18 protein-coding genes are annotated in these 18,248 nt (G+C 63.0%); 6 read left to right on the top strand and 12 right to left on the bottom strand.

The features are described from left to right. Window positions 1-23 precede the first annotated feature (23 nt). The 3 genes from F4Y38_15155 to F4Y38_15165 are packed head-to-tail and all read right to left on the bottom strand — an operon-like array spanning window position 24 to window position 3,043. Window positions 24-1,511, bottom strand: a complete 1,488-nt coding sequence (locus F4Y38_15155) for a sodium:solute symporter family protein (GenBank protein MXY50615.1) — start codon at window positions 1,509-1,511, stop codon at window positions 24-26. Further along, complete coding sequence (locus F4Y38_15160; GenBank protein ID MXY50616.1) at window positions 1,483-1,695, bottom strand: hypothetical protein; 213 nt, start codon at window positions 1,693-1,695, stop codon at window positions 1,483-1,485. Before F4Y38_15160 ends, F4Y38_15155 begins: the two co-directional genes overlap by 29 nt. Beyond that, window positions 1,676-3,043, bottom strand: coding sequence for a sodium:alanine symporter family protein (locus F4Y38_15165; protein ID MXY50617.1), 1,368 nt, complete (start codon window positions 3,041-3,043; stop codon window positions 1,676-1,678). Before F4Y38_15165 ends, F4Y38_15160 begins: the two co-directional genes overlap by 20 nt. 199 nt (window positions 3,044-3,242) lie before the next feature. On the opposite strand from F4Y38_15165, the gene F4Y38_15170 reads away from it, so the two are divergent. The 6 genes from F4Y38_15170 to F4Y38_15195 all read left to right on the top strand — a co-directional run bounded on the left by F4Y38_15170 (window position 3,243) and on the right by F4Y38_15195 (window position 10,472). Continuing rightward, window positions 3,243-4,232, top strand: coding sequence for a Gfo/Idh/MocA family oxidoreductase (locus F4Y38_15170; protein ID MXY50618.1), 990 nt, complete (start codon window positions 3,243-3,245; stop codon window positions 4,230-4,232). Window positions 4,233-4,338: 106 nt separating this feature from the next. Next, window positions 4,339-5,805 carry a CoA-acylating methylmalonate-semialdehyde dehydrogenase gene (locus tag F4Y38_15175; protein ID MXY50619.1) on the top strand — a complete coding sequence of 489 codons (1,467 nt, stop codon included), beginning with the start codon at window positions 4,339-4,341 and terminating at the stop codon, window positions 5,803-5,805. 93 nt (window positions 5,806-5,898) lie between these two features. Beyond that, window positions 5,899-6,981 carry a DUF362 domain-containing protein gene (locus tag F4Y38_15180; protein MXY50620.1) on the top strand — a complete coding sequence of 361 codons (1,083 nt, stop codon included), beginning with the start codon at window positions 5,899-5,901 and terminating at the stop codon, window positions 6,979-6,981. Window positions 6,982-7,077: 96 nt separating this feature from the next. Beyond that, window positions 7,078-8,223, top strand: a complete 1,146-nt coding sequence (locus F4Y38_15185; protein MXY50621.1) for a hypothetical protein — start codon at window positions 7,078-7,080, stop codon at window positions 8,221-8,223. Window positions 8,224-8,331: 108 nt separating this feature from the next. After that, window positions 8,332-9,588: a 4-hydroxy-3-methylbut-2-enyl diphosphate reductase gene (locus F4Y38_15190; GenBank protein MXY50622.1), complete on the top strand. Its 1,257-nt coding sequence runs from the start codon at window positions 8,332-8,334 to the stop codon at window positions 9,586-9,588. A 17-nt stretch (window positions 9,589-9,605) separates the two neighbouring features. Continuing rightward, window positions 9,606-10,472 (top strand): sugar phosphate isomerase/epimerase, encoded by an 867-nt coding sequence (locus F4Y38_15195; GenBank protein ID MXY50623.1) that lies wholly within the window; start codon window positions 9,606-9,608, stop codon window positions 10,470-10,472. 64 nt (window positions 10,473-10,536) lie between these two features. Here F4Y38_15195 and F4Y38_15200 read toward each other — a convergent pair whose 3' ends face one another. The 9 genes from F4Y38_15200 to F4Y38_15240 form a co-directional block, all read right to left on the bottom strand. Further along, window positions 10,537-11,502 carry a Gfo/Idh/MocA family oxidoreductase gene (locus tag F4Y38_15200; GenBank protein ID MXY50624.1) on the bottom strand — a complete coding sequence of 322 codons (966 nt, stop codon included), beginning with the start codon at window positions 11,500-11,502 and terminating at the stop codon, window positions 10,537-10,539. A gap of 106 nt (window positions 11,503-11,608) precedes the next feature. Further along, window positions 11,609-13,363: a SpoIIE family protein phosphatase gene (locus F4Y38_15205; GenBank protein MXY50625.1), complete on the bottom strand. Its 1,755-nt coding sequence runs from the start codon at window positions 13,361-13,363 to the stop codon at window positions 11,609-11,611. Window positions 13,364-13,402: 39 nt separating this feature from the next. Continuing rightward, window positions 13,403-14,437 (bottom strand): RluA family pseudouridine synthase, encoded by a 1,035-nt coding sequence (locus tag F4Y38_15210; GenBank protein ID MXY50626.1) that lies wholly within the window; start codon window positions 14,435-14,437, stop codon window positions 13,403-13,405. Next, window positions 14,418-14,903: a signal peptidase II gene (gene lspA / locus F4Y38_15215; protein MXY50627.1), complete on the bottom strand. Its 486-nt coding sequence runs from the start codon at window positions 14,901-14,903 to the stop codon at window positions 14,418-14,420. Before lspA ends, F4Y38_15210 begins: the two co-directional genes overlap by 20 nt. Before the next feature lie 10 nt (window positions 14,904-14,913). Then, on the bottom strand, window positions 14,914-15,288 hold the full coding sequence (locus F4Y38_15220; GenBank protein MXY50628.1) for a TraR/DksA family transcriptional regulator: 375 nt from the start codon (window positions 15,286-15,288) through the stop codon (window positions 14,914-14,916). Continuing rightward, window positions 15,278-16,036 carry a hypothetical protein gene (locus F4Y38_15225; protein ID MXY50629.1) on the bottom strand — a complete coding sequence of 253 codons (759 nt, stop codon included), beginning with the start codon at window positions 16,034-16,036 and terminating at the stop codon, window positions 15,278-15,280. The genes F4Y38_15220 and F4Y38_15225 overlap by 11 nt, the downstream gene beginning before the upstream one ends. Window positions 16,037-16,080: 44 nt before the next feature. Further along, window positions 16,081-16,566 (bottom strand): DivIVA domain-containing protein, encoded by a 486-nt coding sequence (locus F4Y38_15230; protein MXY50630.1) that lies wholly within the window; start codon window positions 16,564-16,566, stop codon window positions 16,081-16,083. Between the two features lie 40 nt (window positions 16,567-16,606). Further along, on the bottom strand, window positions 16,607-17,431 hold the full coding sequence (locus F4Y38_15235; protein MXY50631.1) for a YggT family protein: 825 nt from the start codon (window positions 17,429-17,431) through the stop codon (window positions 16,607-16,609). A gap of 34 nt (window positions 17,432-17,465) precedes the next feature. Then, complete coding sequence (locus tag F4Y38_15240) at window positions 17,466-18,155, bottom strand: YggS family pyridoxal phosphate-dependent enzyme (GenBank protein ID MXY50632.1); 690 nt, start codon at window positions 18,153-18,155, stop codon at window positions 17,466-17,468. Window positions 18,156-18,248: the final 93 nt, after the last annotated feature.

Below are 18,248 nucleotides of genomic sequence, written 5' to 3' on the forward strand. Positions count from 1 at the left end.
AACGGGTGGACGGTCATACGCGGTCAACCATCTCCCATGGCCTGCCGGATCGGGGTCATCACCGGTTCGGTAACCGATTCCGGCGGCGGGGTTGTGAAAAGCGACACCACGACGCCCACGATGGAAGTGGCCATGAAACTCCACGCGACGGGGATGAGGCCCGGGTTCGGCAGCCATTCGTAGAACATGGCGACGAGCACGGCGTTCCCCGCGATGATGGCCGTGATGGCGCCCGGGGCCGTGAACCGCCTCCAGTGCAAACCGAGCAGCCAGATAGGGGTCAGCGTGACGAAACCGGAGAAGGACAACTGGGCCAGGGCGAAGATGGAGGCCGGCCGGAGGATCACGATGTAGTAGGCGATCGCGCCGAGTATGACGAGGAACAGCCGGCCCAGCACGACCTGTCGGCGCTGGGACAGCCCGTACCACACGTCGCGGGTGAGCATGGACGAAAGGGTCAGCATCTGGGCGTCCAGGGTGGACATGACCGCCGCCAGGATACCGGCCAGGGCGAGTCCCTGGATCAGGGGACCGAAGTGGCTGCGGATCACCATGGGGAAGACCATGTCGGAATCCCGGCCCACGAAATCCGGGAATTCGATGCGTCCCCACACGCCGTAGAGCGTGGCCACCAGCATCAGCCCGATCATGATGATGGGGTAGTACCGGATGGAGTTCTTCAGCGATTTCACGTCTTTCGCGGCGAATACGCGCACCAGCAGGTGGGGAAAGGCGAGGACGACCAGCCCCATGGCCATGCCCCAGACGAACCAGTTGCCCGTAGTGAAGGGCGGAGTATCCTTTGTGGCCGTGAGCTCCGGGAACCGCCGGGCGACCTCCTGCATGACGCCCGAGACGCCGCCGAAATCGGCCGCGACGACGAAGATCGATACGTAGAGGAACACGCCGAAGACGAGGCCCTGGAACACGTTGGTCCACATGGTGGCCCGCATGCCGCCCGTGGTGGTGTAGAGCAGCGTGATGACCAGGATGCCGGCCGCCGCGACTTCGAAGGAGATCGCCTGTTGGGTAAAGACGTCGACGGCCAGCCCCACGCCGGCGACGCCGGTGGACAGGTAGGGCAGCATGAATACGAAGTACACGACGAAGAGCAGGCGGCCGAGGTTAGGGCTGTCGAGCCGGCGGGCGAGCAGTTCGGCGGGCGTCACGGCCTTCAGTTTCCGGGACGCGATCCACGCGGGGTAGCCGATGACATAGTAGGCCACGGGGATGATCAGGGCCGCCATGGCCGCCGTATAACCGAACACCCCGTAGCCGTGATGGTAGGCGAGCCCCGAAATGCCCATGATCAGGAAGGGCGTGATGTTCGTGCCGAAGAGGGCCATGAACATAACGAGCGACCGGGCGAGGCGGCCCCCGAGGAAGTAGTCTTCGGCCGTCGGCTGGGACCGGCGGAACGCGGCGGCGCCGATGCCCAGCACCACGGCGAAGTACACCACCACCACGACGAATATGGTCGTTTCAGGACTCATCGAAGTCCCGCCATACATATCGGGTGAAGTAGAGGACGAGCGCGGCGGCGGCGATCACCCATACGACGTGGTAGGCCAGGTCGACAGGAAGCCATCCGAAGAGCGGCGGAGGAGAGATGCCGTGGTTGAAGAAATCGACGTGGAGCGCGGCCAGCACGACCACGAGCACCCAGAATATCCTTCTATGCTGTCTTCGTGTCATGTCTGCCGAAGTATCGCCGGGTTTCCGCGGCGACGATGGGAGATAGGAAGAGCAGGGCGACCAGGTTGGGGAAGGCCATGAGGCCGTTCATGATGTCGGAGACTCCCCAGACCAGTTCCAGTTCCGAAACGGCGCCGACCCCCACGAAGAGGCAGAACAGCATGCGATAGGGCAATGCGGAGCGTTCGCCGAGCAGGTATACGACCGATTTCTCGCCGTAGTAGCTCCAGCCCAGGATCGTCGAATAGGCGAACAGTACCAGGCCCACGGCGACCAGATAACCTCCGAATCCGCCAGGCAGGCCGCTGGCGAAAGCCGCCGCAGTGAGCGGCGCGCCCGTGTCGCCCGACAGCCAGACGCCCGTACCGATAATGGTGAAACCCGTGATCGTGCATACGACCAGGGTATCGATGAAGGTCTGGGTCATGGACACCAGGGCCTGCGTGACCGGGTCCTTCGTCTGGGCGGCCGCGGCGGCGATGCCCGCGCTGCCCAGGCCGGACTCGTTGGAGAAGATGCCTCTGGCCACGCCGAACTGTACCGCCTGCCGGACCATCGCGCCCGCGAAGCCCCCGGCGGCCGCGGCGGGCGTGAAGGCGTGGGTGACCACGAGCTCGAAGATGCCCGGGATCGCCGAGGCGTTCATCAGGATGGCGGTAAGTCCGCCGAGGATGTACAGCACGATCATCGTGGGGACGATCAGGCTGGCGACCCGGCCGATGCTCTTGATCCCACCGATCAGGACCAGGCCCGTGCCGATCATCAGGACGATGCCGGTGACCCACGGGTCCACGCCGAAGCTGCTCTGGAGCACGTCGGCCATGGAGTTCGACTGGGTCATGTTGCCGATGCCGAAGGCCGCGAGCGCCGCGAACAGTGCGTAGGCGGCCCCCATCCACTTCCAGCCCATGGTGTTGGAGATGTAATACATGGGGCCGCCCTTCATGAGCCCCTTCGAATCCGTCTCGCGGTACTTGACCGACAGGACCGCTTCCGCGTATTTCGTGGCCATACCCACCAGGCCCGTCATCCACATCCAGAAGAGTGCGCCTGGGCCCCCGGCCGCGATGGCCGTGGCCACGCCGGCGATGTTTCCCGTACCGACGGTCGCCGCCAGCGCGGTCATCAGGGCCTGGAAGTGGCTGATGTCGCCTTCGGCGCCGGCTTCCCGGCGCCTGACGAACGCCAGGTAGAGCGCGTGCCACAGGGAGCGGAACTGCACGCCTTTTAACAGTATGGTAAGGTAGAGTCCCGTGCCGCCCAGCAGCACCAGCAAGGGCACTCCCCATACCAGGGCCTGCACGTTGCCGACATATTCAAGCAGCGGGTTATCCATGAGGTCTTCCATGTAAGGGTGATGAGGCAGACAACGATGGCCAACCTAAGAGCCCGGCGGAACGCCTGTCAAGCACTTTCCATTTTGCTGCTTGATCTTTAAACGCCCCGTTTTTATAGTGAACCATCGCCGGTGACGGTCGGCAACGACCGGGTCCGGTTTCCATTTCACCTTTGCAGCAGGAAGCATATCACCTAGAGGACCGCGCAACATGGAAACACTCCATATCGGTATCGCGGGCGCCGGCGGCATGGGCGGCCACCACGCCCGGTTGCTGTCCGCCCGAGAAGACGTCCGGGTCGTGTCTCTGTTCGATACCGATCCGGTCGCGATGAACCGGATGGAAAAGACCCTGGGGCCTTCCGCACAGGGCTTGAACCACTACGCTTCGCTCGAGTCGATGATCGACGCGGAGAAACTGGACGCCATCGTCATCGCGACCCCCCATACCCGGCACGCGGACCAGGTCCGGACCAGCCTCGAGGCGGGACTGCACGTGCTCGTGGAGAAACCCATGGCGACGACGACACGGGACGCCAGGGACTTCATCGAATATTCGGAAAGGGCGGACCGGGTGCTGGCCGTCGCCTACCAGCGTCACGGCGAGGGGAAGTTCATCAAGGCCCGGGAGATGATCGGGGACGGCGTCATCGGCGACGTGCGCCTCGTCCACGTCATCATCGCCCAGGACTGCCTGGGGATCTTCAGCCCCGGTGCCTCATGGCGCGCCGATCCCGAGCTGTCCGGCGGCGGGCACTTCATGGACACGGGCAGTCATATCAATGACATCCTGCTGTGGACGACGGGCCTGGAAGCGAAGTCCGTCCACGCGTTTATCAACCCCGAAGGCACCCTGGTCGACGTGAATACGGCCATCTCGGTGGAGTTCACGAACGGCGCCGTCGGCAACCTGTCCTACACCTCCATGTCGCCCGAATGGCGCGAGGAATTCACCTTCTACGGCACCGAAGGCGTGATGCGTTTCGGCGCTTCCGAGCCCCTCTTCGTCCATCGGAAGGGAGAGGATATCCGGTTGCCGCAGACCCCGGGCCGGGGGAAGCCGCCGGCGGAGAACTTCATCGAGGCCATCCTGGGCGAAGCGGAAGTACAGGCCCCGCCGGTCTGCGGCCTGCGCGTCGTGCAGTTGACCGAGGCGGCCTACAAATCGGCCGAGAGCGGAAAACCCGAAGCCGTGGGCTGATTGATTTCGCCAATCGATTTCGCAGTCCCCTGAAGGGTTGCATTGATTTAAACTAATTACATGAAACGTATTCAAATCATAACTGAGGAAGACATCGAGGTTGCACATGCTTGATCAGGAAACGAACGGATGCCCACTGTTCATCGGCGGAAACTGGACCGGCGCGGCCGACGCGGCCACGGAACCGGTATTCAATCCATCGGACGGCAGCGTGATCGCGAGGACGCCCATGTGCGGCGCCTCCGAAGTCGATGCCGCGGTTCGAGCCGCCCGGGAAGCCCTTTCCGACTGGTCGGCGACCCCGGTCGTGGACAGGGCCAGGATACTCTTCCGGTACGTGCATCTGCTCGAAGCGCATTTCGAGGAACTGTCCCGCCTGGTCACGCGGGAGCACGGCAAGACCCTTGAAGAAGCGCGGGGATCCGTGCGCCGGGGCATCGAGGTCGTGGAATTCGCCTGCGGGGCACCGACGCTGCTCATGGGCGACGCGCTGGAAGAGATCGCCAGCGGGATCGATTGCGACACCATCCGCCAGCCCGTGGGCGTCTGCGCGGGGATCACGCCCTTCAACTTCCCGGCCATGGTGCCCATGTGGATGTATCCCATCGCCATCGTCTGCGGTAACACCTTCGTGCTCAAGCCGTCGGAGAAGGTGCCGCTGACCGCCGTCAGGCTCGTGGAACTCCTGCAGGAAGCCGGGCTGCCGCCTGGCGTGATGAACCTCGTGCACGGCGGCGTGGACGTGGTCAACGCCCTCTGCACCCACCCGGGCATCGATGCCGTTTCCTTCGTCGGGTCTTCGCCCGTAGCCCGGCACGTCTACACGACCGCGACGGCCCACGGCAAGCGCGTGCAGGCGGCCGGCGGCGCCAAGAACTACATGGTCATCCTGCCTGACGCGGATCCGGCTTTCACGGTGGACGCCCTGATCGGATCGGTGTACGGCTGCGCCGGGGAGCGGTGCATGGCCGGCAGTGTGGCGGTGACGGTGGATGACGCGGCCCGGCGCGTGCTGCCTCCGCTGCGCGAAGCGCTGGACGGGATGAAGGTCGGTCCGACGGACCGGGATCCCGGGGCGGACATGGGACCGGTCGTTACCCGGCAGCACCTCGACAAGGTACATGGATACATCGCCTCGGGCCTGTCGGACGGCGCCTCGCTCTACCGGGACGGCCGGGGGGTCGAAGTGCCGGAAACGCCGGACGGGTTCTACCTGGGTCCCACGATATTCGACGAAGCGTCCACCGGCATGAAGATCGTCCGCGAGGAGATCTTCGGTCCGGTCCTCTCCGTGATCCGCACCGACAGCCTGGACAAAGGCATCGAGGCCTGCAACCAGAGCGGTTTCGGCAACGCCGCGGTCCTGTTCACGGGTGACGGAAAGGCCGCCCGGACATTCAGGAATCGAGTGAGTGCCGGGATGGTAGGCATCAACGTGGGTGTGCCGGCGCCCATGGCGTTCTTCCCGTTCTCGGGTTGGAACGGCTCGTTCTACGGCGATCTGCACATCCAGGGCAAGGAGGGTTTCGCCTTCTACACGCGTCAGAAAGTCACCATGAGCCGGTGGGCATGATCGCGGTGGCGCCCAGGCGCCCACGACGGCCCGCAGGGCGTGATCGCGGCGGCTTGTTGGGGACGAGATAAGCGGCCCACGGGAGATGAGAAAATGTCCAAACCCGATGTGTATATCCTGAAAACCCGCCTGGACGGCGAAGACGCGTTGAGCGATGCGGCCTTCGCCGTACCGGCCCGTGAGATGCTGCACGCCCTGGGCGTCGATCCCGGCAACCGCGCCGTGATGATGAAGCCCAACGTCACCGCCGGGGCGCCGCGGAACAGCGGTATCGTCACCCATCCGGCCTTCGTGGCCGGTCTCGTCGATTACTTCGTCGAAGACGCGGGCGTTCCGGTCGGCGAGGTATACGTCGGCGAAGCGACCAGCCGGCTGACTTCGAAGGCCCAGCGCGACCTGGCCTGGGCCCGAAGCGGCTACACGGAGATGGCGCGCGAAAAACGCGTGCGGTTGCTCGAGCTGGCGGACTACGGCAACGTGCGCGTCACCCCGGGGAACACGGTACGGCTTCACAACATCGGGATTTCCCGCTGGGCGGCCGCGGAGAACGTATTCTACGTTAACGTGCCCAAGCTGAAGACCCACAACCTGGGCGTGGTCACCCTGTGCGGCAAGAACCAGCAGGGCGTCATGATACCGGTCACGGAACGGCACCTCTGTTCGGACGCGTGGCGTGCCACGTTCGGGCGCGACGACCGGCGAAAGCAGGGACGGGAATGGATGCGCGTCGAAGACCACGAGGCCTGGCAGCGGACCATCGCCCACATGCACTGGGACGTCTACCTGGCCTGCCAGCCAGATTTCAACGTGGTGGAGGGCATCGTGGGACGGGACGGCAACGCCTTCTACCAGGGCCGAAACTTTCCCACCGGCCTCGTCGTCGCCGGCGCATCCATGGCCGCGGTGGACCTCGTGGCGGCCCATCTCATGGGTTTCGAACCCGAGAACCTGGTGTATCTGCAGGTAGGGATCGAACGGGGACTGTGCCCACCCTCGATCGATGACGTGAACGTGCATCTGGTTCGGGACGGCGAGGTGGCCGGATTGGCCGATCCGGATCGTTACCGGGCATATCCGCCCTTTGTAGTGTACCGCGACATCCCCGCGGACTACGGCAAGAAAGACCTATTCGACGAATACGATCCGAACGCCGAGGATTTCCAGATCACGGCCTGAAGAAAGGCCTGAAGATGGACCGGATCCCTTGGCGGGACGCATCCCGGAGGGTCTCCCATGACCCAGGTGGAACCGGATCCCCTGTACGCCGCCTTGATGTCGCCCGAAACACGCGACTTTACCTACGGTTTTCTTCCGCCCGAAGACCCCCTTTCCCGCCTGCCTGAACCCTTCGGGGAATGGGAACAGGCCGGCCGCGTGCTGCCCAAGCTGGCTCTGACGCGCCATATCCGCCCCACGATAGAGGATCTTCCCCCCTTTCCGGGGAGCATCCTGGAAACCCTGGCCGAGCATGAACGGGCCATGAGCCTGCTTTCCTTCCTGGCCAACATGTACGTCTTCGCCCCCGATCACCCGGTGGCCACAGCCATCCCCCGGAACCTGGCCACGGCCTGGCACGGCGTGGCCTGCCGCCTTGGACGGCCTCCCATGCTGACCTACGCCTCCCAGGTCATGTACAACTGGCGCAGGTTCGACCGCCAGGGCCCCGTCGAAGTCGGCAATCTCCACATGATGCTGAATTTCCTCGGCGGGATGGACGAGGAGTGGTTCGTCACGATCCACGTGCATATCGAGGCGGTCTCGGGAAAAGCGCTCTCCATGCTGATTCCCGGCCAGGACGCGGTGTCGCGGGGAGACGCCGGGACCGTCGCGCGCTGCCTGGACGCCGTGACCGGGACGCTCCTCGAAATGCGGGCGGTCCTGGAACGCATGACGGAACGGTGTGATCCCAATACCTACTATCACCGGGTCAGGCCGTACATGTTCGGCTGGAAGAACAACCCCGAACTGCCCGATGGCATGGTGTATTCGGGCGTGGAGGCCTATGGAGGGAAGCCCCGGCAGTTCCGCGGCGAAACCGGGGCGCAGAGCGCGGTCATTTACGCCGTGGACGGTTTTCTCGGGGTCGAGCACGGCTACGATGAGATGCGGGCCTACCTGATGGAAATGCGAGACTATATGCCCGTGCAGGACCGGCACTTCATCGAAACGGTGGAAGCGGGACCGTCCGTGCGGAAGTTCGTCCGGGACCGAGAGAACGACCAGCCCGGCTTGCGAGACGCCTACAATGCCTCGGTGGAAGCGCTGTACGAATTCCGTCGGCTGCATATCGAGTACGCCGCCATGTACGTGCTCAAACCCGGGCAGCGGGAGAACAAGGGTCACGTGGGCACGGGCGGCACACCCTTTACCGTCTATTTGAAAAAGCACATCGACGAAACCCTCGCGCATCGGATCTGACCGGATCCGACCGGATCGCGCCGGTACGAAGCCGAAAACCGTTGCCCTCGCGGGCGCTCCGTGTTAAATTGATATACCGGTAAAGGCCATATCCACAAGGGCTTAGCGATGGCGCGCCAGTTCGACATTCCCAGTTACTACAAGAGCGAAATCACCTCCCGGATCAAGCAGGGCCGGCGGCTGGTCGATCCCAAGAAGAAGGATCTGACGCCCTCCGTACTGAATTTCGGCGGCGTACGGTTCGTTTTCGCCCGGCATTTCGGGTTCTGCTACGGCGTGGAAAACGCCATCGAGATCGTGTACAAGACGCTGGAGGAGAACCCGGACAAGCGGATCTTCCTGCTCAGCGAGATGATCCACAATCCGAACGTCAATACCGACCTGCAGTCCAGGGGCATCCAGTTCATCCATACCACCCTCGGCGAACAGCTCATTCCCTGGGACGAACTGACACGGGACGACCTGGTCGTCGTCCCCGCCTTCGGCACCACGGTGGAGATCAAGGAAATGCTGACCCGCCGCGGCATCGACTTCTGCACCTATGACACGACCTGCCCCTTCGTCGAAAAGGTCTGGACCCGGGGCGGTCAGATCGGGCAGCAGGGTTTCACGGTCGTCATACACGGCAAACCCCGGCACGAAGAGACGCGCGCGACCTTTTCCCACAGCGTCCAGCAGGCCCCGACCGTCGTGGTGCGGAACCGGGAGGAGACCCTCATCCTCGCCGATATCATCACGGGAAAGGCCGACGGGGACCGGTTTTTCGAAGTATTCGGCGACAACTGTTCGGAGGGATTCGAACCGGAAGTCCATCTGAACCGGGTCGGCGTAATCAACCAGACCACCATGCTCGCCAGCGAGACCCACGAGATCGCGCGGCTGATCAGGGAAGCGCTGGAGGAACGGCACGGCGCCGAGCGCATCGCCGATCATTTCGCCGATACTTCCGACACCCTGTGCTACGCGAGTAACGAGAACCAGAACGCCACCTACGCGATGATCGAAAAGGGGGCGGACGTCGCCCTTGTGGTCGGCGGCTACAACTCGTCCAACACCTCCCACCTGGTGGAGCTCTGCGAGGAAACGATCAGCACCTTCTTCATCAACAGCAGCAAGGACATTCTGTCGGACCGGCAGATCCGCCACTTCGACCTGGAATCCAAGTCGATCGTCGCGACCATCGACTGGCTGCCGATCACCCGGCCCGTCGACATCATCCTGACCTGTGGCGCGTCCTGTCCCGATATCATGCTGGACGACGTATTGCTGCGCATCCTCTCTTTCTTCCCCGACGCACCGCCGGTAGCTGAAGTCATCGCCGAGTACGAGCATACGGTCCGCCAACCCGTCGTTTCCGCCACGTGAGCCCACCAGGGAGCGCCATGCAGATCGGGGTCAGTTCTTACAGCTACAGCCGGTTGGTCCGAAGCGGCGAGATGACGGAATTCGACGCCATCCGCAAGACGGCGGAACTCGGATGCGACGTGATCGAGTTCTCCTCGCTTCACCCGCCCGGAAGCGAGCCGTTCGAAAAGTACGCCCCCGACGTACGCGCGGCCTGCGATGAGGCGGGACTTCCCATCGCCAACTACACGGTCGGCGCGGATTTCATCAACGGTAGCGGGGGAGACTGGCAACGCGAGGTGGAGCGGGTGAAAGACGAGGTGCGCATTGCCCACCTGCTCGGCGCGCCCGGCATGCGCCACGACGCCACGAGGGGATTCCCCGACAGCCGTCCCGGTGAGCGCTCATTCGATGATGCCCTGGCCGTCCTCGTGCCGGCGATCCGGGCGGTCACGGAGTTCGCGGCGGACCTGGGCGTTCGGACCATGGTGGAGAACCATGGGATGTTCTGCCAGGACAGTGAACGGGTGGAAAGGCTGGTCAACGCCGTGAATCACGAGAATTTCGGCGTGCTCATCGACATCGGCAACTTCCTGTGCGTGGACGAACCGCCCGACGCCGCCGTGGGACGTCTGATCCCCTACGCCTTTCATGTGCACGCCAAGGACTTCCACACCAGGCCGGGCACGGATACCGACCCTGGTGAGGGATGGTTCCGGACCCGGGGCGGCAACTATCTCAGGGGCGCCATCGTCGGCCACGGGGAAGTCCCTCTGGCGTCCTGCCTGCACGTCCTCTCACGCCACGGATACGATGGCGTGCTTTCCATCGAATTCGAAGGACTCGAACATCCCGTCGACGGCGTTCGCATCGGGCTCGATAACCTCAGGCGCTGCCTGGGCTGACCAGGCTGGCGGCGGTACCGTCCGGTTCCCCGCATCCACCGTGCTTTCGGGCTGACCGTGCCGTCTACGCGAGGTGAACGACTTCGCCCGACGCCATGGATTCGTTCGCCGCGAGGGTGACGGCGAGGCTGTTGACGACGTCGCCGTAGGCCGATCGGATGAGGGACGGATTCTCCTCTTCGATGGCCTGAAGGAAGAGTTCGTTCTCAAGCTGGTAAGGGTTGTTCCGGCCGGGATACCGCACCGTTTCGTCTTCGCGCACGACGTGCAGATTGCCTCCGGCGATCTTCACCGTGAGCCCCCGGGCAATGACCTCGAGCGCGGTTCCATAACCCTGTTCGGCGACACAGGAAGAGAGTATGGTGGCCACGGCGCCGCTTTCGAACACGAGCGACACCGTACTGGCGTCTTCCACGTCGTAGTTCGGCAGATCCAGCATCCGTCCCTTCGTTCCCGCCGCGTAGACGCTGACCACGTCCCCCATGAGGTACCGCGCGCAGTCGTACACGTGTGTGGTCTGCTCCACGATCTGTCCGCCCGACTTCGCCTTCACACGCCACCAGGGGGATCCGGGCGTGTTTCCGATCCAGTATCCGATCGCGAGGGCCGGCCGCACGCCGGATAACAGGTCCCGGGCCTTTTCCGTCACGTCCAGGTACCGCCAGTTGTACCCCACGCACGAGAGGACGCCACATTCTTCGACCTTTGCCGCGATGTCACGCGCGGTATCGACGTCCAGCGCTTGGGGTTTCTCGACAAACAGGTGGAGGTTGCGTTCCAGTACGGCCATTTCGGGATCGCCGTGGGCGAAGGGCGGGAGGCATACGTACACGGCATCCAGTTCTTCCCGGTCCAGCATCTCGCGGTAGTCGCCGTACGCGCGGCCTCCGCACCGGTCGGCCGCCGCCTGCGCGCGCTCGACCTGGATGTCCGCGTACGCCACGAGTTCGGCCCGCTCGATATCCGGCAGGAGTCCCAGGTGCATGCCCGCAATGCCGCCGGTTCCGATAAATCCTATACGAACGCCCATGCGTAGTCCTCCGCTGTTCCCTGCGCGTGAATCCCGCGATGCCCGGTCCAGCCTGCCGCCGGTCCACCCTTGAAATCTATGGTTCCTTCTTTCATAGCTCCTTATCTCATGATTCCTTCTTTACGACGATCATCGTCGTGTCGTCGTCCAGCCTGCCGCCGCCCACGAAGGCGCGCCACACTGCGACGACGTGGTCCCGGATCTCCTCGACCGGACAGTCATGACAGTCCTTGATCGCCTGTTCCAGCCGTTCGATGCCGAAAATCTCGTCTTCCATGATGGACTTCTCGATGAGGCCGTCCGAATACAGGACCACGACGTCTCCATCATCCAGGTACACGCGACCGTCCTCGAAACTCGCGTCCTCGAACGAACCCACGATCAGTCCCCCGGTGTGGAGATTGACCGTTTCACCGGATTTCCGGCACAGCAGGGGCGGTGGATGGCCGGCGTTGCAATAGACGAAGGTGTTTTCCTGCAGGTTCGCGATACCGTAGAACAGGGTGGCGAATCGGTCCGCGGACGTGACCTCGTACAGGACCTCGTTGACGTGACCGATGACGTAACTCGGAAGGTAGACGTAATAATTGGCGAATTCGTGGAAAGACGTATAGAGCGAAGCCATGGTCAGCGCGGCGGGAATGCCCTTGCCGACCACGTCGCCCACAGCCACGCCCAGTTGCTTGTCGGAAAAGGGAATGAAATCGTAGAAGTCGCCCCCGACCTCCCGGCTGGGTTCGCTGAATGCGGCCAGGGAGAGGCCGCGCACTACAGGCACGGCGCGCGGCAGCAGGGCGCGCTGAATCTCGCCGGCGACCTCCAGTTCCCGGTCCAGCAGCCGGCTCCGCCGCGCGTCATCGAACAGGCGCGCGTTCTGAATGGCGATACTCGCCTGGGATGCAAAGGCCTCCAGCAGGGACTGGGCCTCCGCGTCGTAGGCGTTCGCCCGGTCGTTTTCGATGTTGAAGACCCCGATGACCTGGTTACCGGAAAGCATGGGTACGGCCATTTCCGATTTCGTGCCCGGCCGGTGCTGCACGTACCGGTCATCCAGGGACACGTCCGGCACGATAATCGCCCTTCCGGTCTCGGCCGCGGACCCGCTGATGCCTTCGCCCATCTTCAGGTTGATCGCGTCCAGATCCGGCGAATATCCCCGGATGGTCTGTTCGACAACCGCGTCCTGGTCCTCGTCGAGCAGGAAGATGACCGCCGCATCGTAGGGCACCACGGTCTGCAGCGCGTCGATGATAAGGTTCAGGACCTCGCTCAGGTCCAGCGAACTGCTGATCCGTTTGCCCACCTCGTACAGGGCGGTCCGGTGGATCATCTCCCGCCGGGCCAGTTTGAAATGCAGCAGCCGCGTGACCGCGTAGCCGGCGTGGCGCGCCAGGGAGATGGTTACCTCGAGGCGTTCGGGGTCGATGCCGGTCTCGCCGGAAGCCATGACCGCGAGCAGGACGCAGTGAAACCGTTCGTCGATCTGGTGATGAAAAAGTACGGCCTGTCCGTTCAGCACTTCGCGGCCGGATGCGGTCTGCAGGGGCCAGTCCAGCTGCCGGACGTCCTCGACCAACCGGGTGCTCGGTTGGGACCGCAGCCAGGACAGCAATGCCTCAACCTCCCGCTCCGGCCCAGGCAGGACGAAATCACGGCCGGCGGTTTCGAAGACGATCCGGTTCGCTTCGCAGTCCACCATGAAGAAACGGCAGACTTCCGCGCCGGACAGCTCGAGCGAAATCTCTTCGATGGCGGCGGACAGGTCGGCTTCTCCCGTTGCGGCCGTCATGCGGGTCAGCCCATCGACCACACGGTGCCACAGGATGTCCGAACGTGCTTCTACGGCTGTTGAATCGAGCATGGCGATATCGGGAAGTGCGCCTCGTTATATCAGGCGGTTTCAGGACCCATGTCGTTCCGATCGGGGGCCGGTCGTACACGTACTGCCGGACAGAATAGCGACAGCCTGTTTCATGTCGTCGGGCAGGATCGCCTTGAAGGAATGGGGCCGGCCCGAGAATGGATGGATAAACTCCAGTTCGGATGCATGCAGCGCCTGCCGCCGCAGGACATCCAGCATCTTTTTCAACATCGGGCGGCGCCGAGGCGCCGTGCCGGCCAGCCGCTTGAGCCTTCCCCCGTAGACCGGATCGCCGATGACGGGATGGCCCAGGTGGGCCAGGTGAACCCTGATCTGGTGCGTACGGCCGGTTTCCAGCACCAGGGCCAGCAACGTCCCGTCCTCTAATGATTCACTTACGCGGTAATGGGTGACGGCTCGGCGGCCACGGCTTTCTTCCACCACGGCCATCCGCTGCCTGAACCGCGGATGCCGTCCTACCGGCGCGTCGATCGTCCCCGAGGGTTCGGCGAAACGGCCCCATGCCAGGCCGGTGTAACCACGTTTTATGCGGCGTTCGGCCAGCTGTCGGGAGAGAAACGCGTGGGCGTCTTCGCGTTTCGCCACGATCATCAGACCGGACGTATCCTTGTCCAGCCGATGCACGATACCCGGCCGGACCGGATCGTCGAACTGCTCCAGGTTCCCACAGTGGTGCAACAGGGCATTTACCAGCGTCGAACGCGCATGTCCGCAGGCCGGATGCACGACCATGCCCGCCGCCTTGTTCACCACCAGGAGCGCTTCGTCTTCGTAGACGATGTCCAGTGGGAGGGGCTCCGGTTCCGCGGTCAAGGGAGGGGTTTCGGGTATGGTCACGGCGACGACGTCGCCTCCGGAAACCCCATGGCCGCACTTTTCCACGACGACCGAGTTGACCGAAACCGCGCCGGCCCGGATCCAGCGCTGGATTCTCGACCTGGTTACCGGCAGGTCCGTTTCCGACAGGTACCGATCCAGCCGCCACTGGGACTGCGAGGCGGGCACCACGGTCTCGACGAAGGATCCCTCCCAGTCATCCGGAAGGCGCTTCATCGTTCAATATCCGGTTGATGGCGGCCAGACGGGTAAACAGGAGGATGATCCCGATGGTGATGGCGGAATCCGCCACGTTGAATACGGGCCATCGGTACGCTCCCATCCCGATATCGATGAAATCCGTAACGGCGCCGTAGACCGCGCGATCGATCAGGTTGCCGATCGCGCCGCCCAGTATGCTCATCATGGCATACCGTCCCCACCGTTCGACGGGGGGAATCCTGAACAGGTAGTAGATCATGACCGCGCAGGCGATGACCGACAGCACCAGGTAGAACCAGCGGCCGCCGAGAGTAATGCCGAACGCGGCTCCGGGATTCAAAATGTACGTTAACTGGACCACTTCCCCCAGGAGGGGATAGGACTGGTGAAGCGCCATCCCCTGCTGAACGGCTATCTTGGTAATCTGGTCCAGGATCAGGATACCGGCGCAGATGACGGCCGGCTTTGCCAAAGCTTTCAGTCCGGAGATGTTAGATCAGACCTCGTTCTTCCTTGGATTTACACTCAATGCACATCCGGGCGTGGGGTACGGCCTCGAGCCTGGCCTTGCCGATTTCTCCATTGCATACGTAGCAAAGTCCGTAAGCGCCGTTCTTGATGCGCTCCAGGGCTTCGTCGATATGAAACAGGAATCGTCCTTCGCGGGAGGCGAGGTCATAGGCCTGTTCCTGCTCCATCGATTCGGTACCCTGGTCCGCCGGGTGTTCCGAAAAGGGATAGCTGCCCGCGACATCGCGCGCCGCGGAGTTAATCGTCTTGTTTCCGAAATAGCCCAACTCATGCAAAAGCGTTTCGCGCTTTTCGAGCAGGAGCTTTTCGAATCGTTTCAGATCTTCACCCGTCATCCATACCTCCACGGCAAAGCAGACAATGATCGATGATAGCTGCCAACCTTCCGTAATCCTCACTTCGCGCGAGTATCGACGAACATAAGACTTTTCCGTCGACCGTCAAACTCTTTTCAATGACACCTACCGCGGCGACCGGCAGGCCACAGTGTGCGGCCGTGATCACTTCATCCAGCAAACCTTCGCCGACCACGTCGATTCCCGCCCGGACCCACGCGGCGAGCTCATCACAGGAACCGGACCGCGCGACCCGTCCATACACGACGCCCCGCAACTCAAGACCCAGGGAAGCCGCGCCCCTTTTGAGGCCATTCGACCAGCGTGCGTCATAGGGCGCACTCATGTCCGGATACCTCGGCCCCAGCCGTTCGTCGTTCGGTCCCCGCAGCGGATTCTCGCCGGTGCAGTTTACATGGTCGTCCACGATCACGAATGAACCCGCTTCGCAACCGAGATTCAGCGCGGAACAGCCGAAGGCGCTCAAAAGGCTTTCGGCCCGCAGCATCCGCAGGACCCGCACCGCATCGATGCGGCGTTCCGCGTCCATGGCGCTTCCAAGACAGGGGAGCAGTACCGGCCCGGCCCGGTAGACGGCTTCGAAGGGCGCCCAGGACCCGGGCGCATTCACCGCGCTCCAGGGACAGGCCTCCGGAGATACATCCGGCAACGACAGGCCAACGATCCTGTTTCCCCGCAGGTAGTCGCCTATCCTGCCGGCCAGCTGCGAGATTCGCTCGTGCGTCATTCGTTACCGTGTGTCTGCCTTTAGATATCGGGCGGCCCCGGGAATCAGCCCGGTGCCGGATGCTCGCCGCTATCCCGGTCCATGCTCCGCATGGTGTCCAGTTGCTCCTGGTGGGATTCGAGCAGAATCCTGAATTTGACCTCGTAATCCTTCCTCAACGTGGTAAGCGCGCCCAGTTCCCGCTTGATTTCAGCGACCTGGTTGTTCGCGTCGGAGATCCACCGGTCCGCCTTGTTCTCCGCATCTTTCAACACGTTTTCCGCTTCTTTCATTGCGTTGGCCTTCATGTCGTGAATGACCTTCTGCGCGGACACGAGCGCGTCCTCGAGCAGTTTCCGCCTCCGGCCCACATCGGACAACTCGCCGTCCATCTCCGCCATCCTCGCCCGCAGCGATTCGTTTTCCTTCGCGAGGTTTTCGAACGCGCCTGCGGTGCTGTTCAGAAACGCTTCCACTTCATCCATATCGTAGCCGCTGACCCAGCGCGTCTTGAACTTCCGTTCCCGAATTTCCTCCGGACTGATGTCCATGCGTTCACCTCTGTTTCCTGGTCCGCCGGTCGCGCTCCTGTCAGATCCGCAGCAACAGGGGCAGGAGACTCACCTGGATAAACCTCAGTATCAGAATGGCGATCAGCGGCGAAAAATCGATGCCGTACGTCGACGGCAGGATCCTGCGGATCGGCGCCAGAATGGGATCGCTGAAGAGAATGAGTATCTGGAACAGCGCGTTGCCCGTGTCCGGGTTGAAGAACGAAAGCACCGCGCGTACGAGTATCACGATGAAGAGCACGTCGAAAATGAAGTCGATCACGTAGACGATGCTCTCGAGGATCATGTCCACCGGAGCGCCGGCGGCCTGTGCCACCAACGCGCCGGCCTGGTACAGTACGAGACCGTGCAGAACGCCCAGCAGTACGATGCCCATCAGTGCGGAAACGTCCGGCCGCCCGATCCGGTAGCCGGTGAAACGGCGGATCGGGGCCAGGAAGAAGTGGGCGATGTTGTGCATCATATGCCCGGACTGGCTGAAGGCGAAAGGAGACTCGATGGAGATGAAAAAAGCGCCGAGGAACAGGATGGCGAGCACCCGCACCACGAAATCGAATACGTCCAGCATTCCGGCGGCCAGGGAAGTGGGCAGTGGCACGCCCATGACGGCCGTCACCAGGAATCCCCGCACGATCACGAGAGCGATTATGGCAAAAACGGGCGACCAGTCGAAACGCGGTTCGCCGCGCATGATCACCTGGCGGATGGGCCGAAGCACCGGTTCGGTCGCCGTGTACAGTCCCCGCTGGATCGGGTTCTCGCTGAAGGGGCTCGCGGCGGGCATGAACAGGCGGAGTCCGAAGGCCAGCATGTAGATGTTGATGATGAATTCGATCAGTCCCATGTAGAGTCCCGTTCACTGCCGGATAAACGGCGTTTCATGCCTGGCGTGCACCGAAAACGGCCGTACCGATGCGGACCATGTCCGCGCCTTCCTCTATGGCGACCTCGAAGTCATGGGACATGCCCATGGAGAGTACGTCCATGTCTACGCCCGCGACCCCGGCGGAAGCAATGCGGTCTCGCGTTTCACGGAGCAGCCGGAAAGCGGGCCGGGCATCTTCGGGATCGGGCGTGAACGCGGGGATCGTCATCAGTCCCCTTACGGACAGCCCAGGCAGGACGGACAACTGCTCCGCGAGCTCCAGGGCGCAGTCCGGCTCCACGCCGGCCTTCGTCTCCTCCGACGACGTATTGACCTGGATCAATACGGGCATGGTCCTTCCCGCGGCCTGCAGACGCCGGTCGAGTTCCTGTCCAAGGGAAAGGCGGTCGACGGAATGAATCATGTCGAACATCCGCACGGCGAACCTGGCCTTGTTGCGCTGCAGCGGACCGATCAGGTGCCAGGTTGCTCCGTCGTCCTGCCGGATCTTCTCGAGCGCTTCCTGGACCCTGTTTTCACCGAAATCCGTGACACCGGCCCGCCTGGCCTCTTCGATCATCGAAAGGGGCTTGGTCTTCGATACGGCGATGAGCTGAATGGACGAGGCCTCGCGGCCGGCTCGCTCGGCAGCCCTGGATATACGGTCGTACACCCGGACCAGATTGTCTTTGATCGTGGACAAAAGATCAACCTCACCGAAAAACCAGTCTGCTAATATATGCGAACAGGGGCCTGGTCGCAACAGAAATCAGTAAACTTCGAGGGTGCGAAAGGA

This window comes from Gemmatimonadota bacterium, from assembly GCA_009838645.1.
Lineage (GTDB): Bacteria > JAAXHH01 > JAAXHH01 > JAAXHH01 > JAAXHH01 > JAAXHH01.

What these genes read in the sequence shown, in the direction of transcription:
- F4Y38_15155 (MXY50615.1), bottom strand. Translation starts at nt 1,511, where the DNA reads ATGTATGGCGGGACTTCGATGAGTCCTGAAACGACCATATTCGTCGTG.
- F4Y38_15160 (MXY50616.1), bottom strand. Translation starts at nt 1,695, where the DNA reads ATGACACGAAGACAGCATAGAAGGATATTCTGGGTGCTCGTGGTCGTG.
- F4Y38_15165 (MXY50617.1), bottom strand. Translation starts at nt 3,043, where the DNA reads ATGGAAGACCTCATGGATAACCCGCTGCTTGAATATGTCGGCAACGTG.
- F4Y38_15170 (MXY50618.1), top strand. Translation starts at nt 3,243, where the DNA reads ATGGAAACACTCCATATCGGTATCGCGGGCGCCGGCGGCATGGGCGGC.
- F4Y38_15175 (MXY50619.1), top strand. Translation starts at nt 4,339, where the DNA reads ATGCTTGATCAGGAAACGAACGGATGCCCACTGTTCATCGGCGGAAAC.
- F4Y38_15180 (MXY50620.1), top strand. Translation starts at nt 5,899, where the DNA reads ATGTCCAAACCCGATGTGTATATCCTGAAAACCCGCCTGGACGGCGAA.
- F4Y38_15185 (MXY50621.1), top strand. Translation starts at nt 7,078, where the DNA reads ATGTCGCCCGAAACACGCGACTTTACCTACGGTTTTCTTCCGCCCGAA.
- F4Y38_15190 (MXY50622.1), top strand. Translation starts at nt 8,332, where the DNA reads ATGGCGCGCCAGTTCGACATTCCCAGTTACTACAAGAGCGAAATCACC.
- F4Y38_15195 (MXY50623.1), top strand. Translation starts at nt 9,606, where the DNA reads ATGCAGATCGGGGTCAGTTCTTACAGCTACAGCCGGTTGGTCCGAAGC.
- F4Y38_15200 (MXY50624.1), bottom strand. Translation starts at nt 11,502, where the DNA reads ATGGGCGTTCGTATAGGATTTATCGGAACCGGCGGCATTGCGGGCATG.
- F4Y38_15205 (MXY50625.1), bottom strand. Translation starts at nt 13,363, where the DNA reads ATGCTCGATTCAACAGCCGTAGAAGCACGTTCGGACATCCTGTGGCAC.
- F4Y38_15210 (MXY50626.1), bottom strand. Translation starts at nt 14,437, where the DNA reads ATGAAGCGCCTTCCGGATGACTGGGAGGGATCCTTCGTCGAGACCGTG.
- F4Y38_15220 (MXY50628.1), bottom strand. Translation starts at nt 15,288, where the DNA reads ATGACGGGTGAAGATCTGAAACGATTCGAAAAGCTCCTGCTCGAAAAG.
- F4Y38_15225 (MXY50629.1), bottom strand. Translation starts at nt 16,036, where the DNA reads ATGACGCACGAGCGAATCTCGCAGCTGGCCGGCAGGATAGGCGACTAC.
- F4Y38_15230 (MXY50630.1), bottom strand. Translation starts at nt 16,566, where the DNA reads ATGGACATCAGTCCGGAGGAAATTCGGGAACGGAAGTTCAAGACGCGC.
- F4Y38_15235 (MXY50631.1), bottom strand. Translation starts at nt 17,431, where the DNA reads ATGGGACTGATCGAATTCATCATCAACATCTACATGCTGGCCTTCGGA.